This is a genomic window from Planctobacterium sp. AWM4_229 (assembly GCF_056160305.1).
The window spans coordinates 656,157-672,534 of the sequence record NZ_JBSWWX010000001.1 but is presented as its reverse complement, the minus strand read 5'-3'; the positions used below and the strand labels follow the sequence as shown (position 1 = coordinate 672,534).

Here is a 16,378-nt window from a genome sequence, read left to right as displayed (position 1 = left end):
TTGTCATTCCGTAACAAAGAAAAAGGAACTTGCTTGTTGTTGTTCCTCTGTCCTGATTTCACTTTCCGTGCTCAATGCTGAATTTGTCACCAGTCTTATTAAAGATTTAACATTTAGTTTACAAGGCGTAAAGAAATATTACCCAAAAATAGCCATATATGGTGATAACTGCATGATTTTGATGGTAATAAAGTTACCGGGGCATTTAACGAAAGAGTAATATTTAGGGCGAGTTTTAACCTGGATAATGGATAACATCCTGGAAAATGCATTGCGCGGAAATGGCTCTGTAGCCATGGGGTTGATCGCTAAAAAAGCGCACGCTTTCGCCCGTGTTAAATACCTGCCACTGATCATCGAAAAACAATGCCAGTTGGCCTTGTAAAACATGAATGTGCTCAATAACACCAACACTATGGGCCGAAGATAACTGCTCATGATGATTTGTTAGTGTGATTTCGAACATTTCCAGCCGGGTATCGGCTTGAAAAGGAAACAGCGTTTTAACTTGCATATTGCCATCCTCAGGAAAGGATTGTTCGCTGCTGCACAATGCCGGGGCGTTGCCAAAAAACGCCGAAAATGACACTTCCAGGCCGCTGGCAATTTTCCACAATGTTGCAATGGTAGGGCTGGACTCCTGGCGCTCAATCTGGCCCAGCATCGCCTTGGATACCCCGGTAAGTTTGGCAGTGGCATCCAGACTCAATCCTTTATTTTTGCGAATGCTTTTCAGGTGTTGCGCGATTTCCGCGACGAATTCAGTGTGATCCATTGGTAAGTGTACTCGTGTTTTTTCCTGATAATTATCGGTTGTGCGTTATAGCGCACGATGATATGGTTGTTCTGTGCGTTATAACGTCCATAGTTTAGCAGGTTACTGTGCATTCGCACACTATCCGCCTGCAGATTATCCAAAGCCAATTAGGGGAGAATGCCGTGAGCAAATTCAATGTCAGTCATATTTCGGCGGGCTTTACCGTGGTGCTGGTGGGTTACACCAGTGCTATTGCGATAGTGATTCAGGCGGCAAATGCAATGGGAGCAAATGCCGCTCAAACCCAAAGCTGGTTGTTGGCTCTGGGGCTTGCTATGGGGTTATCTTCTATCGGTTTTTCCTGGTTTTATAAAACACCGATAGTGACCGCCTGGTCTACGCCGGGTGCTGTGCTTCTGGCTGGCATGAGTTTTCAGTACGACATGGCACTAGTGGTGGGGGCATTTATGGTGAACGGCTTACTGATCTTTGCAACCGGAATGATAAAACCATTGAGTCGAGCCATTGAGAATATACCGCCAGTATTAGGCACTGCCATGTTGGGCGCGATATTACTGCCATTTTGTCTTGACAGTTTCACTGTGGTGAGCACCATGCCCATTGCGTTTGCCTTGATGTTTGTGCCCTTTTTGTTGGCCAAACATTTTATGCCCAAATACGCCATGGCGTTGCTTTTAGTGATTGCGATATTACTGGCGATATATCACAGCAAGCTGACGCTGTCCCAACTGGATTTTTCAATTGCGAAACCAATCTGGACCACTCCGCAGCTGGAGATAATGGCCGTGCTCAACTTAGCCATTCCTTTATATCTGGTTACCATGTTGTCGCAAAACTTGCCCGGCATTACTGTGTTGAAAACCCACGGTTATATTGCGCCAGTAAAGCCCGTGCTACAGGGTACCGGACTAATTAATGCAATGATGGCACCGATAGGGGGGTTTAGCTTGAACCTCGCGGCTATTACCGCAGCTATTTGTATGACGCCAGAAGTGGATAGCGATCCGAAGCAACGTTACAAAGCCGCAATGTGGGCGGGGGGATTTTATTGTCTGGCAGGGGTTTTTGCCACCGCTGTGGTGGGGCTGTTTTCCGCTATGCCGATAGAGATCATTAAAATGCTGGCGGGTTTTGCGTTGTTAGGCACGTTAGTGATGTGTTTGCACTCGGCGTTTAGTGATGCCAATAGCCGCGAGTCGGCGCTACTGACTTTTTTGATTGTACTGTCAGGTATGCAGTTTTTGGGTTTGAGTTCTGTGATCTGGGGATTGTTGATTGGCGGCGGGCACTTGTGGTTCGTGCGTAAGCGTAACCAGGGCTAATTAGCCCTGGTTTTTAGCGCTCAAAATATGTGATTTAAAGTTACTCCATTAGCCACATTCTGGCGCCACGGCCGGGTAGATAGAACTTGTGCCACTGACTGGTGATGTACTGCACATCCGTGCTTAGCACATCACGGTAGTTGCGGTACCACCACAGGTTATCAGTCGCGGTGTCCACCCATACATCGATACCATTTTCACATTTGTTAATACCCACCACACCTTGGTGATCGCGTTTGAACAAGATGTGGCAGTCACTGTGGCTTATCACCTGCATGCCTGCACCTTGCATTTCGTTGTGAAATTCCACCATGCTCGTTACGTCATTGCGTTTGTACATATCTTGCCAGCGACCATTGTCACCTTTGTCGGCACTTTCATTGTGATCTGAATAAATCATCGGAACACCGCCATCGCGACCCAGAATATACGCATTGGCCAGGAATTCATCGGTGGCGTCTAAAATCTGAAAGCGAAAGCCATCGTTGAGTGGAATATCGTGAGTAATACTGAAAGTAACCGCTTGTGCACCTGGCAACGCCTGGCCATAGGCACCCGGATCAACAAGTTGACTCATGGAGCCACCGAAACCCAATGCACTGCGCATTTGGGCGAAAAGCGGGAAGTCATAAGCTGAGTGCCCCGTGCCGCTCATGTAGGGGACCAGGAAGTTGTCATTGTCAGAGTTGCCTGCGCCGCCAAAGGTGATCACTTCACCGAAAACATGCACACCGTTTTTGATATTTTGATCAAATACCGCATTGATGTGATAGTTGCTCATGTGTTTAACGGCATCGACTCTAAAGCCTGTTACACCCATGGTTTTTAACGCCTGCAGATACTGTTTTTGTTGCGTAACAATCCAGTTGTTGGGATCCAGATCCGGTAAGCCAACGTCACCATTTCCGCCACATAAGCGCCAATACTGGACATGACCCGGATCATTCCAGTCAGTGATGCAGCCTGCCGCATGAAAATCCCAGGGGGCGATGAGATTATCATCCAAATCACCAAACAACTTGATTGAGTTGTAATAACTTAAGTTTTGCGCGTATTCGTCCAGAACAATGCTGCCCGGATAGTTGAGATCTGAGCGCAACCAGGCTTCGTTCGCCATATGGTTGAAAACGATGTCGGCGTAGGTTTCCACTCCTACTGACTGCAATGCCTGAATCATGGCTTGAAAATCTTGGGTGTCTCCCAATGGATTGTCGATGACCCGATAATCTTGTGGTTGGTAGCGTCCCCACCATTCGTTGCCACTGGATTTATAGGCGGGTGAGACCAACACTTTTTTATACCCTAAGTTGGCTATCTCCTGGGCTTTTGCGGCCACCTCGGAATATTCCCAATTGAATGCATGCAGGATCACATCGGCGTGAGCGACTGGTAAACAACTTGCGGCAGATAACACCAGGCCCGCAAATAACTGATTAAATTTATTTTTCATTTTTACATCTCATAACGGTTAACTGCTGCCCATTCCAGTGTCTATAGAGGAATGGGTACGGCATCAAAAAACGTCAAACCGCTGTGTGCACAAGGAAGCGGGAGGATTAAATTTTGACCGAGCCAAGTCTGCCCATTTGTGGATGATTTTTAAACTAATTGCATACGTATTCATTACAAAAAATTAACAAATAAGTAACATTTTGCGCTGCTGGACGAGCCGGAAAAGGTTAAATTCCCGGTAAACTCACTCGCACACACAAGCCGCCGTCTTTGCGGTTCTGTAGTGCGATGTGGCCGTGATGGGCTTCGGCGATTTCACGACACAGGGCCAGGCCCAGGCCGCTGCCACTGTTTTTGGTGGAGTAGAAGGGGATCAAGGCCTGGGATAGTACTGAATCTGACATACCTTTGCCGCGATCTAACACTTCGATAATGATGTTGTGATTGAAGGCGCGAATAGTCAGGCTAACCTGGTCTTTATCAGAGCCGGATTCATGGGCGTTTTTCAATAGATTGATAAGTAATTGCTCCAGCTGAATAGGGTCGGCATTAAACTGGATGTCTTGTTGCTTGTCGTAATTGAAGGTCCATTGTTCAGCTAACTGCGCGGCTAATTCATTAAAGTGAATTTTGCTCAGTTTGGGGGAGGGCAACTTGGCGAACTTGCCATAACCTTGAACGAATGTCACCAGGTGTTGGATGCGTTCTTCAATGGTATTAAATACCCGGTTCAGGCGGTTGTCTTGTACCTGCTCTGTGAGCAGCTTGCCACTGTTAAGCATGGAAGAAATCGGGCCTAAAGAATTATTTAACTCATGACTGATAATGCGGATCACCTTTTTCCACACGGCCACTTCCTGACGACTTAGTTCCCGGGTCATTTGTTTCAGTATATACAGCTGGTGCTGCTGGTTATTTAACAAGAACTGTCCTGTGGCCAGGTGCCAGGTTTGCTGTTCATCATTGTCATGGCTGATGCTGAACAGACCTTCTTGCGCTGCTTCAATCACATTGCTGACGCCTTGTGGGGCATTTTCCAGTAATTCAGATAACGACAACCCCTCAAGCTTGGTGTTGTTTATGTGAAAGAAATGGCGAGCTGCCCAATTGCTGAATACTACCTGGTTGCGATCATTGATTAGCACCAATACCTCAGGTGAGTTTTGCAGCACCTTATCCAGCATCAGCTCCCGCTGGTAAATCCAGTGTTTTTCTGCCCGCAGCTTTTCTGCGGTTTGATTGTATAGACGACTAAGGTGGCCTAATTCATCATTATCATCATAAGACAGTAGCGAGGCGTACTCGCCATCCAGAAAGTTTAACAAGCCGGTTTCAAGGCCCGCCATGCCCAGGTTAAAGCGCTGCAGCGCATAGCCGCTAAGTTGCCAGCAGGCAAACACGATGGCCGCCAGTAGCAACAATTTATTGCCGGCGCTGGTGTCCAGCAAATAAAAGGTGGGGATACAGGCAAATAGCGTGCAGCACAGCACCACTTTTTGCAGTTTTAATTGAAGATTCATGCTCTACTATCGAGTTCCAATATCCGGTGTTTTGCTGCAGTGTTAATAGTCTATGCCAAATTTTTGCAAGCGGCGATATAGGGCTTGTCGGCTCATGCCAAACTGTTTTGCTACTCTTGCTATTACGCCCTGATGAGCCTTCATGGCATCCAGTAGTGCTTGTTTATCAGGCTCAGTATTGACTTGTGTTGGCGTACTGCTCGCACTACCACTAATTCCAGAGACAGCGCCAGTTGTGGGCGCGATGGTTGTGGCTTTGGGCTGCAGTGCAAAGTCTTCAGCTTCTAATATGCCCTGCGGCTTGAGTACCTGAACCCGTTTGCAGGCGTTTTCCAGCTCACGTACATTCCCCGGCCAGTCGTGTTCAGTAAGACGCTTTTGTGCGTTGCGACTAACGTCACGGCCGGGCAAAAAGTGCTTTATCAGTGGCATGATATCGTCCCGGCGTTCAGCCAGAGGCGGAATATTCAATTCAATGACATTCAATCGATAATACAAATCTTCCCGGAACTGGCCATCGGCGATCATTTGCAACAGGTCGGCGTTGGTGGCGGATACCACTCTGACCTTAACATTTTGGGTGGTAACTGAGCCCAGGCGTTCAAAATCCCCGGTTTGTAATACCCGTAATAGTTTAGTTTGGCCATCCAGGGGTAAGTTGCCGATTTCATCCAGAAACAGGGTGCCACCATCTGCTGCCTCAAAACGACCAATACGCGCTTTTTGGGCACCCGTGTAAGCACCGGCTTCCGCACCGAATAATTCCGCTTCTATAAGCTCTTTGGGCAGCGCACCTGCATTCACTTTGATAAAGGGGGCGTTGTTTAATGGTGATTGTGCCTGGATTAGTTCTGCAATTTTTTCTTTGCCACTGCCATTGGGCCCTGTGATCAACACAGATACATCGGAACGCGCTACTTGCAAAGCCATATCGATGGTACGCTGCATTGGCTCGCTGGCATACACCAAGCCAATGTGCTCAGCGGCTTGATGGGCGCTTGCCTGCGCCTGTTTTACTCTGGTTAATTGCTCGGACTGCGCATTGGCTTTGCCCAGCGCCACCAGATTGGCAATGCTGGTAAGTAACTTGGCATCATCCCAGGGTTTAGCGATGTAATCTGCCGCGCCGGATTTCACCAGCTCAATAGCTTGCTCTAATTCAGTCCAGGCGGTGATCAGAATGATGGGTAAATGCGGGTTGAGTTCGCGTAATTTATGAAACAGCGCGACACCTTCTTCACCAGAAGTGGTATCGGCGGTAAAGTTCATATCCTGAATCACCAGGCTAATACTTTGATAGTCCACCACCTGAATGGCTTCGCTGGGGCAGGTAGCAGTAACGGGTTGGTAGCCGTGCAGCTCTAGCATTAATGACAGTGCATCCAGCACGGCGGGATTGTCATCAACAATCAGTATTTTATCCATATTTCTTTTTGTTGATCCTTTCTGTGTTGATCCTGTCAGTGTGATGAAGATTAGTAGCGCCAGGGAGCGCTGACGCTACTACTGACGGTTTATCAGATACTGCGCGTCGCAATACTCGGTGAAATATTGGCCGCTCGTTTGGCAGGTACAATAACCGCTAACAAGCTGATCAGCAATACAAATACCGCAGTACCTGCCACGTAGGCATAATCTAACGCCGGCAATGAATACAACTGCATCAACTGCTGAGCCACTAAAATTGCACCTATACAGCCAACCACTAAACCTCCAACGCACACCATGGTATTTTCCAACAGAAAATAACGGATTATGTCGGATTTGCGGGCACCAATGGCACGGCGCGTACCGATTTGTTTGGTGCGTTTACTGATATTGAACAGCGTTAAACCAAAGATACCCAGTGCCGTAACAGAAACCAGTACCACAATTAATACCAGCAACATGCGCAACATTAGTGTATCTGAAGCATTGTAATCCGCTTTGGCTTCATCCAGTCCTTCTAAAGAGGTGATCACCCGTTGGTTATTCTCCTGCAATAACAGGTCTTCTACCTGACGCATTACAGCGGCACGTTCACTGGCATGAGTGCGGACAATAAATTTTTGTCGGGCTGTGCCATTCACCATCGGGAAGATAATCACTTTATCTGCCACACTGCTATTGGGCCACGGGGACATCATGTGCTCCACAATTCCAATGATTTTGGCCGGATCTGCACCTGCATAAAATGTTTTGCCCAGCGGATCTTCATCGGGGAATAGTTCGTCTGCCCAGGCTTTGGTTACGATAGCTACGGTGGGTAATTTGTCGTAGTTCTGAGTGTGCACCACGTCTTCTTCATTAAAGTTACGCCCGGCAATTAAATTGACACCCAAGGTTTCAATGGCATTGTGATCCGCCATGGTATAGCCGGCGTTTGCGGAACGACCATCCTCAGGCGCCGGGACAATGCTGAAGCTGGAACTGGAACCACTGCCAGACAGAGGCACGGCACTAAAATGAGTGGCATTGATAACGCCCGGAATATTGCGTAATAGGTTTTCATCCAGTTCAATCTGTTGATTGTAATCAGCGTTTTCCGCAAAGCTGGTAACTCTGAAATAAAATATTTCATCCTCAGGATAGCCGGTTTCCTGATTCAGATAAGTCATGCGGTCATAAATAATGAACGCGGCATTACTGACAATCGCGGTGGTAATGGCGATTTGAAACAGTAGCATCAGGGCGCCCGCTTTGGAGCGTAATAAGGCATTAAAAATGGGTTTTAATTCTGACATGGTGTCGTGCTCCTATTGAGTTTTCAGGTAAGTTGCAGGTGTGGTTCTGCAAACTAACCAGGCGGGATACAAACCAGCGATAATGCAGGCGCTAATAGCAATGGCCGGAGCCGCCAGTAACATGCTGATGTCCATGGTGGCCAAATCGGTGTAATAATCTTGAGTGAGACGCACACCCCAAAGCCCCAGTTGCGAGATACCAATACCCACAATACCGCCCATTAAGCCCAGCAGAGAGACTTCCACCAGGTGCTGATAGAATACTTGTCTTTTACTGGCACCCAAGGCACGACGTACGCCCACTTCCGGTGCACGGCGCAGGAATTTAGCTAATAGCAAGCCAAGAATATTGGCAAGGCACACCGCTAAAAACATAAAGCTCAGTCCAACAAGAATGCGGTTGTCTTCCGATACCACTTCGCGATATTCCATGGTTTCGATGACATCACGCAACGCATATTGCAATTCTTCACGGTCAAAACGCCCCAGCTTTTGCTGCTCCTGCATATAAGCCATCAGGTATTCACCGTATTCACGCTTTTCTTGCTCGCTATTGAGTTCCACCCAAAACTGCAGCCACATCTCTTCCGATTGCATTTTTTTCTGGAAGGTACTGGTGTCTTCGTGTTTCCAGCCATTGGTATTGCCCCAGGTATCAATTTCAAACGCGGCAACCAGAGAGAAAGGCAAAAACAGCTGCTCGGCATCGTGGAAGGCACCATTGTTAACATCGTAAAATTTAATGTTGATGTTCCACTGTTTCATCACACCGGTAACAACATAACTGCGGTTGTCCAGATAGATCATCTTGCCCACTGAGTTTTCGCCGCCGAATAGACGATTGTTAATTTCTTCGTTGATCACCACTACAGGTGCAGCGTTCTCCTGCTGCTCTAGAGACCACGGACCGCCATAGACGAATTCAAGATTGAACATGTCAAATACTTCGCGATTGGTCATGCGAGCCAGCTCAATGAAAGGTTTTACCTCAGGGTTATTCATGTGTACTGAGAAACCCGCTTTCATACTGGGGATTTTACGCTCAGGAATCGGGGCTTCAGTTAGTGCTATCACGTCCTGATAAGTGAGCTGAAATGGCAGGCCATCTGGTGAACCGCGACGGGTTCCTTCGCCCTCCATGGTGTGCAACTGCACATGAAACAAACTGCGACTTTTTTCCGGAATCGGGTCCATCGACATCATGTGGTATACCGACAGGCTGGTCATGGTGACACCAATACCCACCGCGACAGCCAGCACCATTAAGGCGCTGACTACTGGTGTGCGCTTAAAGCTGCGCCAACTTAAATCCAGGTAATGTAAAAACATCTTAAGCTCCCGCGACTTTTTGCATTGGCTCTACGCCATTGCGTTGATACAGGGTAATATCTGCCATCTGGCCATCCACAATCTGTACATTGCGCGGTGCACGACGGGCCAGTTCAGGATCGTGAGTTACCATGATGATGGTGGCACCATCGCGATTGATTTGCTCCAGCAACTCCATTACCTGACGTGCCATTAAGCTGTCCAGGTTACCAGTGGGTTCGTCGGCCAGCAAAAAGCGTGGTTCACCCGCCAGGGCACGGGCAATGGCCACGCGTTGTTGCTGACCGCCGGATAACTGCTGTGGTAGATGCTTGGCGCGACTGGCAAGGCCAACTTGCTCCAGGCACTTTTCGATGCGACGTTTTCGCTCTGCGGATTTAATACCGCGATAGCGCAGTGGAACTTCCACGTTTTCATATAAATTCAGATCGGGAATCAGGTTGAAGCCCTGAAAGATAAAGCCGATTTTCTGGTTGCGTAAGTCGGCTCTGGCGTTGTCAGACAGGCTGCCAACATCTACTCCATCTAAGGTGTACGTACCGCCCGTAAAGGGCTCTAACATACCGGCGATATTCAAAAAGGTGGTTTTACCTGAGCCGGAAGGGCCGGTTACAGCAATGAACTCACCTTCAGCAACGTCCAGGTTAAAATCTTTTAAAGCATGCGTTTGTACCATTTCAGTTTGATACATTTTGCTGATGTTTTGCATGGTTAACATAATCTGTTCCTTCTTTGTTCTGTCTTGTAATTTATCTGGTTTTAGCGCAGCAAGATGGCTGGCGCTTGTGCGAATTCGTCGTAATTAGAGATGATCAGTTGGTCTCCCGGCTGCACGCCACTTAGCAGCTCTACTTCACGCATACTGGTGGCACCGATGCGGATATCGATACGATGTGCCACATCACCATCCAGACGATAGGCCACAAAGCCGCCAGCTTGGGTAAAGCTACCGCGACGTATTTTCAGTACATCCTGGCGCTGCTCCAGTAACACGCGAGCGGATAGTTGTTGGTTCTGGCGGATATTCATACTGGCGTCGTGGTCAAACTTCACTCTTGCGGTAACCTGGCGTTCCGTTACTTCCGGAGAAATCGCAGAGAGGCTGCCTGTAACCGTGCGGTTGGCCAGTTTCAGTTCTACATCCATACCCAGGCCTAAATCATTGGCGTAACTTTCTGGTACATTAATTTCAGCTTCATAGGCACTTAAATCTACTAGCGTCATCAGGGTATCGTTGGCGGCAACCAAGGCTCTGTCTTGCACAAACAGGCTACCTACCATGCCATTGACACTGGCTTTAATGGTTAGCGCTTCAACCTGGCGCTCTAGTTCCGAAACCACAAGACGCTGGCGCTCGATGGTATTGCGCACCGATTCCAACTCAAAGGCGAGGGTATCTTTGGCCAGTTCCACTTCTTGCTCGGCGTGCTTGAAGGTAACCTGCGCCCGTGCCAGTTCATCTTTGGCTTTTTCTAAATCAATTTGATTGATGAGGTGATCTTTAATGGAAAGCTGAGCACGGCGATGTTCTCTATCGGCGGCCACCAAGTCCAATTTGGCCAAATCCGCCTGTTTAGTAATAGTCAGCTCTTGGCGGCGGGTATCCAGTTCTTTACGAGCCAGCTCACCTTCCAGTCGAGACAACTCAGAGCGTTCTTGCTTAAGTTGGTTGTCCAGTTCCGGGCTTTCAACCGTCGCTACTATTTGCCCTTCGATAACATCTTCACCCGCTTTGACTTGCAGATTCACAAAACCTTTTTCCGGGCTATACAGCTGCGGCGCATTGGCGGCCACAACCCGACCTGTGGCTACGATATCTCGCATTAATTCACCGCGTTCTACAGTCGCGATTTGCACCGCCGAACGCGCCATTGAGACACTGGCATCACTGCTGTTAATAAAGGCATTGGCTGAAACTCCGGCGATAACTAAAACGACGGTAGTTAGAAACAGTTTTATTTTTTTCCGGCGTGGCGATGTATTCATGACCACATCCTGTGCACCAGTATCGCGAATTTTGCCGTCATTACTGCCTGTGTTCATCCCCTGGTTAGTCATTATTTATCACCCCGCTTTAAAGCCAGGTAATCGTCATAAACCGCCACGCAAAAAGCGAAAGCAAGGATTGTCAGTGGTGTGGTAAAAAACTGTAAAAGCAACATGGTTTCATTCCTTCGGTAAATCTCTTACAGAATAAAGCTAGTAGCGTGCCAGTTTTTAAGTGATTGAAATATAATAAAAATTTGTTTTTTGTTGGATGTGTAAACTGTCCGCGGACACAAAAAGTGTCCGCTGCGGACACTTTTGTTGGGTCTATTTTTGTGGATTGCTAATTGGTATTGCGTGTGCTGAGTTGGTGAGATTCAGACAAGATGCGAATGTTAACCAGAAATCTGATATCTACGGGGTTAGGATAAGGAGACTAACTTACAAATATGCTAATTCTAGGGTAATTTTGCCCTGGAATTTTTTCGTATTAAATTGGGGCGATTTAGCCCTGGTTTATCCATCTTGTGAAAATTCAGTGATGTGTCCTTTCCAATTCCACTATTTTTGATTACCGTTTCTGTAACACGCGTAGTGTATGCGTATGGATATTTCGGAATGAATATGAGTTTGCGCCAGAAAACCTACAACCTGTTAGAAAAAGATTTGAGTCGTTCCCTGGCCAATAAACTGTTGGGCAGTTTTATTATTGTGCTGATTGTTAGCAACGTGATTGCTGTTGTTCTTGAATCCCATCAGGCATTTGGCCAGCAATATGCTTATGGCTTTTACGCTTTCAATGTATTTTCTGTTGTGATCTTCACCATTGAGTACCTGGCGCGCGTTTGGGTGTGTGTGGAAGCGCCCGGTGCGGATGCCAGCCAACCCATTAAAACTCGACTGCGCTATATGTTTAGCGCTGTTGCATTAGTCGATTTTCTGGCGATTGCACCATTTTATCTCACCTTCTTTATTAACATTGATTTGCGCTATCTACGTATGTTACGCATGCTTCGCTTGCTGAAACTCACCCACTATTTTAAAGGCCTGGACATGTTTGTTTGCGTGTTACGCAAAGAACTGCCCACCATTGGGGCTGCCATTTTTACGGTAATGGTGTTGGTGGTTATGTCAGCCAGTATAATGTATGCCATTGAGCACGAGGCCCAGCCAGAGGTGTTTGGCAGCATTCCCAGCGCGATGTGGTGGGCAGTCGTGACCATGACCACTGTCGGTTATGGTGATGTTGTGCCAGTGACAGTGTTTGGCAAATTTATCGCAATGTTCATTATGCTATTGGGCGTTGGGATTGTGGCGTTGCCTGCAGCCATGCTTGCCGCTAAATTTGGTGACGAGCTGCGTTTGCGCAAACAGCAACTGGAAGCTGAAGTTGATCATGCGCTGAGTGACGGATATGTGTCAGAAAGTGAGCGCGCTGATCTAGATCAGCTGGCAGAGCAGTTGGATTTGAGTCGAGACGATTTAGAGCAGTTAATCAAAAACCGAACTCTGGTATTGGGCACATCGATTACGTGCCCTCACTGTAAAAAGGCGATTAAACTCAGTCGTCATTCTGCGGCAGAGTAACGCATGCCTGAACGGCTTCTTCTTGTTCTGCGCTGGTGGCTTCTTCCTTAGACAGTGTCAGATAGGCTCTGGTCAACGGAATAGCAATTTGTGATATCAAAGCGCTTCCCCACAGCAGGTTACCCACCAGTGCCGGGACGTGAGGTACAACGAGTAAGGTAATTAAAGCCAGTGCGACACCCAACATTCTGATTTTGGCCGTGGCAAAGCGATGGGCGACACGCTGTTCGATATTGTACTGGATCCAAAGTAACGCCAGTAAATAGCCCGCCAAACCAAGGCAACCAATAACAGCATACTTATAAGGGTAGGGGTCCCAGAAGCCCACTTTTACTTCACCAGCAAGGGCAACCCCTACCATAATGGCACACAGCATCAACACCAGGTGCCCAAGCCACCAACTCACCAGCGTGGATTTTTCAGTGTTTTTGGGTTTTCCGTTACCCGCAATGTCAAAGTAAATCCAGCACAGCACAAACACGGATATACCGCCGAACATGAAATTGGTGAGTACTTCATAGTTGGTTTTATAAATACCCTTTTCAGAGAGGGTAACCACTAGTTTGAAAAAACCTTCTCCTACGACTATCAGCATTAATAAGGCGAAACGTTCCGACATGTGGCCGAGTCGGGGCACGAAGCGCTCCAGTTCCAGCAAACCCACTTTGGGCAACATGTATTGTAGTTGAATGGTGACGATACCCGCGGCAAAGAGCAGGTAACTGTAGGGCGCGGGAATGAATGCACTGATGGCAAATACTATTGCAAGTAGCGAAAAATTGCGGCTGGTTTTACGAGCAAGAATGGACTCTTCCACCCCTAAACGCTCGGTTCTGTGGTACAGGAAAGCAGTAATTGCCCGGTTGGCAGCGTAACCCAGTGCAAAGAACATCCAGCCTTTGTCGTGGATATGGGGGATAGAAGCCGCCATCACCATAGCGGTAATGATTTGGCTGGACATAATCAGTCGGTGCTTAAAATCAGTACTCACATATAAAGAGTTAAAGACACTGGAGTCTGCCCAGGCGAACCAGACGGCGGTGAACAGACCTGCAAAAATGAAAAAGCCTTCTACCGTTAAATGGTGACTCAGATAATTTCCCAGCAAAAAGATGATCACTACATGAATAAGATCGTAAAACAATTCTACCCAGTGCACATGATCGTGGGCGTGCTCGGCGTCCATGTGATGTTGCGGCGCACGCCACATAGGATGATTATCTAAAGCCATGTTTTGTATTTCTCGGAATCTAAATTTTATAAGTTTAGCAAGTGTTTATGACATTTAAGAATAAATTGCAGGCACAAATTGACAGAAGACATGCCTGATTTTTTGTTGCCCATGAGCTGGTAATTCCAGGGCTATTTAACCCTGGTTTTTCGCATTGAATTATTAGGGCGATTTAGCCCTGGTGTTTTGGCTGATTGAACCAATTCTCGATAAACTCGATAAATTTTGAAACCGCGGGAGGTAAGTGTTTTCGATTTGGGTAAAGGGCATAGAGTGTCAGTTTAGGTTTTGGCAATGTCGCCAGTACTTCCACCAAACGTCCGCTCTCAAGTCCTGGCTGAGCTACAAATCCGGGCAAAAAAGCTAAACCTAATCCTGCCTCTACGGCTTCTCGGATCATCAGGGTATTGTTAGCTTTTAAACTTCCCTTTATTCTGATTCCATTTGCGATTGGCCAATCTTTACCACTTTTGAAGTAGCTGTATTCAAAGCAATTGTGTTGCAACAAATCCTCGATTGCACTGACAGGTGCATGATTTTTCAGGTATCCAGGAGAAGCACAAATGTGATAATCAAATGTTTTTAATGGTTTTCCAACATAATTGGAATCAAAGGTTTGACTGCTGGCCCTGAACCCAAGATCAAAACCTCCTTCCAACAAGTCCACACTTTCATCACCTAAATGAATGTCCAGCTCCACATCCGGGTAGCTTTGCATGTATTCTGCGATCACCTGGCTTAAATCGGTTAACCCCAACACCATGGGCATGTTGATACGCAATTTACCTCGCATACTATTTTGTGTTTGTTGGATGTAGGCGTCGGCTTCATCTACTTGCGCAAGTATTTGCCGACAGCGAGACAGATAGCCGTCTCCGATTGGAGTAAGCTGTATTTTTCGGGTTGACCGGTGCAATAGCCTGGCACCAACATCACGTTCTAATTTTTGTATTTCTTTACTCACCATAGAAGCCGTTGAGCCGATCTCCTCCGCCACAGCGATAAAACTTCCCAATTCGGCTAAGCGACTAAACAAAAACATTCCCCTAAGCTTATTCACCTGGTTCCCAACTGTTAAAAGGTATGATTTATTAATTCCATATTGGCACTAATGTAATTCTATTTATAGTGTTTTTGTTTTGTTTGTAATGGGGAAAATGACTAGTGCAGCAATGTTGCTGTGTTATCTGGAGCGAAAAACTCATGTATACCCTCTATTACCTGCAAGACTCTTGTTCATTAGCGACGCACACGATTCTCAAGTTGCTGGGACACACGCCCAAACTTGTATCAGCCACTTCAGTGACCGATTTTGGTGAGATTAACCTTGCTCAAGTCGTGCCAGTGTTGACAACCCAAGGGCAGGTGTTAACTGAAGGCGCCGCTATTATCATGTATCTGTTGGAGAATCATCCAAACGATTTACTACCGCCAAAAGGGCAAGGGCGTCAGGTTGTGCTGGAGCATCTGATGCTTGCCAACGCCAGCATGCATCCCGCTTATTCCAAGTTATTTTTTGCTGCGAGACATATTGAAGATGAAGCTACGAGGACTGCGTTTTTTACAGCGTCTGCTCAGGCGATTAATCAATTGTGGCAAGTTATCGAAAACAAGATCGGCTCTGGCCCTTATCTGCGTGGTACCGAGTTATCTCCAGCGGATGTGCTGCTGGCTGTTTATTCTCGTTGGGGGCAGGCTTTCCCGGTGGACATTAAGATTGGTGTCAAGGCACAGCGAATGATAGATCAGGTTATCAACCTGAGCGCGTTTCAAGCTGCGTTACAAGAACAAAATAATGACGTTGTTGGTGGCAATGAGTAAGTCTGTAAATACAACAAATGAATCTGCTGAGGTCACCGTAAGACAAGTGATTCAAGATTATTTTGATGGTTTGCATTTTGCGGAAACCAATTTGCTGGAACGTGTTTTTAGTGAGGATTGTGTTTTGAAGTCTCCGGGCATTCGGCGAACAAGGCAACAGTGGCTTGAGTTAGTGGCAAAGCGCAACGTACCGGCGGAGTCAGGGGCAAAGAAAAACTATCAAATATTGTCTCTGGAAGTTGTTGGGGAGCAAGCCATGGTTAAAGTACTTTGTCCTTTGCTGGATGATGTGTTTATCGATTATTTGGGCTTACTAAGAGAAAACGGACAATGGCATATCGTAAATAAAATGTATGCACATCAACCATAATAAAAACAGGAGGGCGTAATGCCATATGTAAATATTCAAATCACTAAGGAAGGTGGGGAAAGTGGTGAAGGGATTAGCAAATCACAAAAAGCTAAACTCATCAAAGGCGTTACCGAATTATTGCAGCGGGAGATCAATAAAGAACCAGCAACTACTCATGTAGTGATAACGGAAATCAGCCTGGACAATTGGGGGGTGGGAGGCTTGCCTGTAGAAGCTTATAGACAGACTCAGTGATAATTGCAGTTAAGTCGAAACA

At 47.0% G+C, this 16,378-nt stretch carries 15 protein-coding genes; 5 read left to right on the top strand and 10 right to left on the bottom strand.

The window, feature by feature from the left end:
* Positions 1-235: 235 nt before the first annotated feature.
* Positions 236-775 carry a helix-turn-helix domain-containing protein gene (locus ACXAGP_RS02905; protein ID WP_475259413.1) on the bottom strand — a complete coding sequence of 180 codons (540 nt, stop codon included), beginning with the start codon at positions 773-775 and terminating at the stop codon, positions 236-238.
* A 164-nt stretch (positions 776-939) separates the two neighbouring features.
* Between ACXAGP_RS02905 and ACXAGP_RS02900 the strand changes: the two genes are divergently transcribed.
* Positions 940-2,100, top strand: coding sequence for a benzoate/H(+) symporter BenE family transporter (locus tag ACXAGP_RS02900; protein WP_475259412.1), 1,161 nt, complete (start codon positions 940-942; stop codon positions 2,098-2,100).
* A 40-nt stretch (positions 2,101-2,140) separates the two neighbouring features.
* Here the strand turns inward: ACXAGP_RS02900 and ACXAGP_RS02895 are convergent, their stop codons facing one another.
* From ACXAGP_RS02895 to ACXAGP_RS02865, 7 genes are all read right to left on the bottom strand, one after another.
* Positions 2,141-3,550: an alpha-amylase family protein gene (locus tag ACXAGP_RS02895; RefSeq protein WP_475259410.1), complete on the bottom strand. Its 1,410-nt coding sequence runs from the start codon at positions 3,548-3,550 to the stop codon at positions 2,141-2,143.
* A 229-nt stretch (positions 3,551-3,779) separates the two neighbouring features.
* Entirely contained in the window at positions 3,780-5,072 is a 1,293-nt protein-coding gene (locus tag ACXAGP_RS02890; protein ID WP_475259409.1) for a sensor histidine kinase, read from the bottom strand.
* 42 nt (positions 5,073-5,114) lie between these two features.
* Positions 5,115-6,497 carry a sigma-54-dependent transcriptional regulator gene (locus ACXAGP_RS02885; RefSeq protein WP_475259408.1) on the bottom strand — a complete coding sequence of 461 codons (1,383 nt, stop codon included), beginning with the start codon at positions 6,495-6,497 and terminating at the stop codon, positions 5,115-5,117.
* Between the two features lie 92 nt (positions 6,498-6,589).
* Complete coding sequence (locus ACXAGP_RS02880) at positions 6,590-7,795, bottom strand: ABC transporter permease (RefSeq protein ID WP_475259406.1); 1,206 nt, start codon at positions 7,793-7,795, stop codon at positions 6,590-6,592.
* A gap of 12 nt (positions 7,796-7,807) precedes the next feature.
* On the bottom strand, positions 7,808-9,124 hold the full coding sequence (locus ACXAGP_RS02875) for an ABC transporter permease (protein ID WP_475259405.1): 1,317 nt from the start codon (positions 9,122-9,124) through the stop codon (positions 7,808-7,810).
* A 1-nt stretch (position 9,125) separates the two neighbouring features.
* On the bottom strand, positions 9,126-9,842 hold the full coding sequence (locus tag ACXAGP_RS02870; protein ID WP_338293151.1) for an ABC transporter ATP-binding protein: 717 nt from the start codon (positions 9,840-9,842) through the stop codon (positions 9,126-9,128).
* Between the two features lie 41 nt (positions 9,843-9,883).
* Complete coding sequence (locus tag ACXAGP_RS02865; protein ID WP_475259404.1) at positions 9,884-11,182, bottom strand: efflux RND transporter periplasmic adaptor subunit; 1,299 nt, start codon at positions 11,180-11,182, stop codon at positions 9,884-9,886.
* A gap of 552 nt (positions 11,183-11,734) precedes the next feature.
* On the opposite strand from ACXAGP_RS02865, the gene ACXAGP_RS02860 reads away from it, so the two are divergent.
* Entirely contained in the window at positions 11,735-12,697 is a 963-nt protein-coding gene (locus ACXAGP_RS02860) for an ion transporter (RefSeq protein WP_475259402.1), read from the top strand.
* Here the strand turns inward: ACXAGP_RS02860 and ACXAGP_RS02855 are convergent.
* Positions 12,672-13,928: a low temperature requirement protein A gene (locus ACXAGP_RS02855; protein WP_475259401.1), complete on the bottom strand. Its 1,257-nt coding sequence runs from the start codon at positions 13,926-13,928 to the stop codon at positions 12,672-12,674. The two genes, ACXAGP_RS02860 and ACXAGP_RS02855, sit on opposite strands and share 26 nt — an antisense overlap.
* A gap of 172 nt (positions 13,929-14,100) precedes the next feature.
* The gene (locus ACXAGP_RS02850; protein ID WP_475259400.1) at positions 14,101-14,988 is read right to left on the bottom strand and encodes a LysR family transcriptional regulator; all 888 of its coding nucleotides are present in this window, start codon (positions 14,986-14,988) and stop codon (positions 14,101-14,103) included.
* Positions 14,989-15,131: 143 nt separating this feature from the next.
* Here ACXAGP_RS02850 and ACXAGP_RS02845 point away from each other — a divergent pair, with 143 nt between their 5' ends.
* The 3 genes from ACXAGP_RS02845 to ACXAGP_RS02835 are packed head-to-tail and all read left to right on the top strand — an operon-like array spanning position 15,132 to position 16,356.
* On the top strand, positions 15,132-15,749 hold the full coding sequence (locus ACXAGP_RS02845; protein WP_475259399.1) for a glutathione S-transferase family protein: 618 nt from the start codon (positions 15,132-15,134) through the stop codon (positions 15,747-15,749).
* Entirely contained in the window at positions 15,742-16,119 is a 378-nt protein-coding gene (locus ACXAGP_RS02840; protein ID WP_475259398.1) for a nuclear transport factor 2 family protein, read from the top strand. Before ACXAGP_RS02845 ends, ACXAGP_RS02840 begins: the two co-directional genes overlap by 8 nt.
* An 18-nt stretch (positions 16,120-16,137) precedes the next feature.
* On the top strand, positions 16,138-16,356 hold the full coding sequence (locus ACXAGP_RS02835; RefSeq protein ID WP_475259396.1) for a tautomerase family protein: 219 nt from the start codon (positions 16,138-16,140) through the stop codon (positions 16,354-16,356).
* Positions 16,357-16,378: the final 22 nt, after the last annotated feature.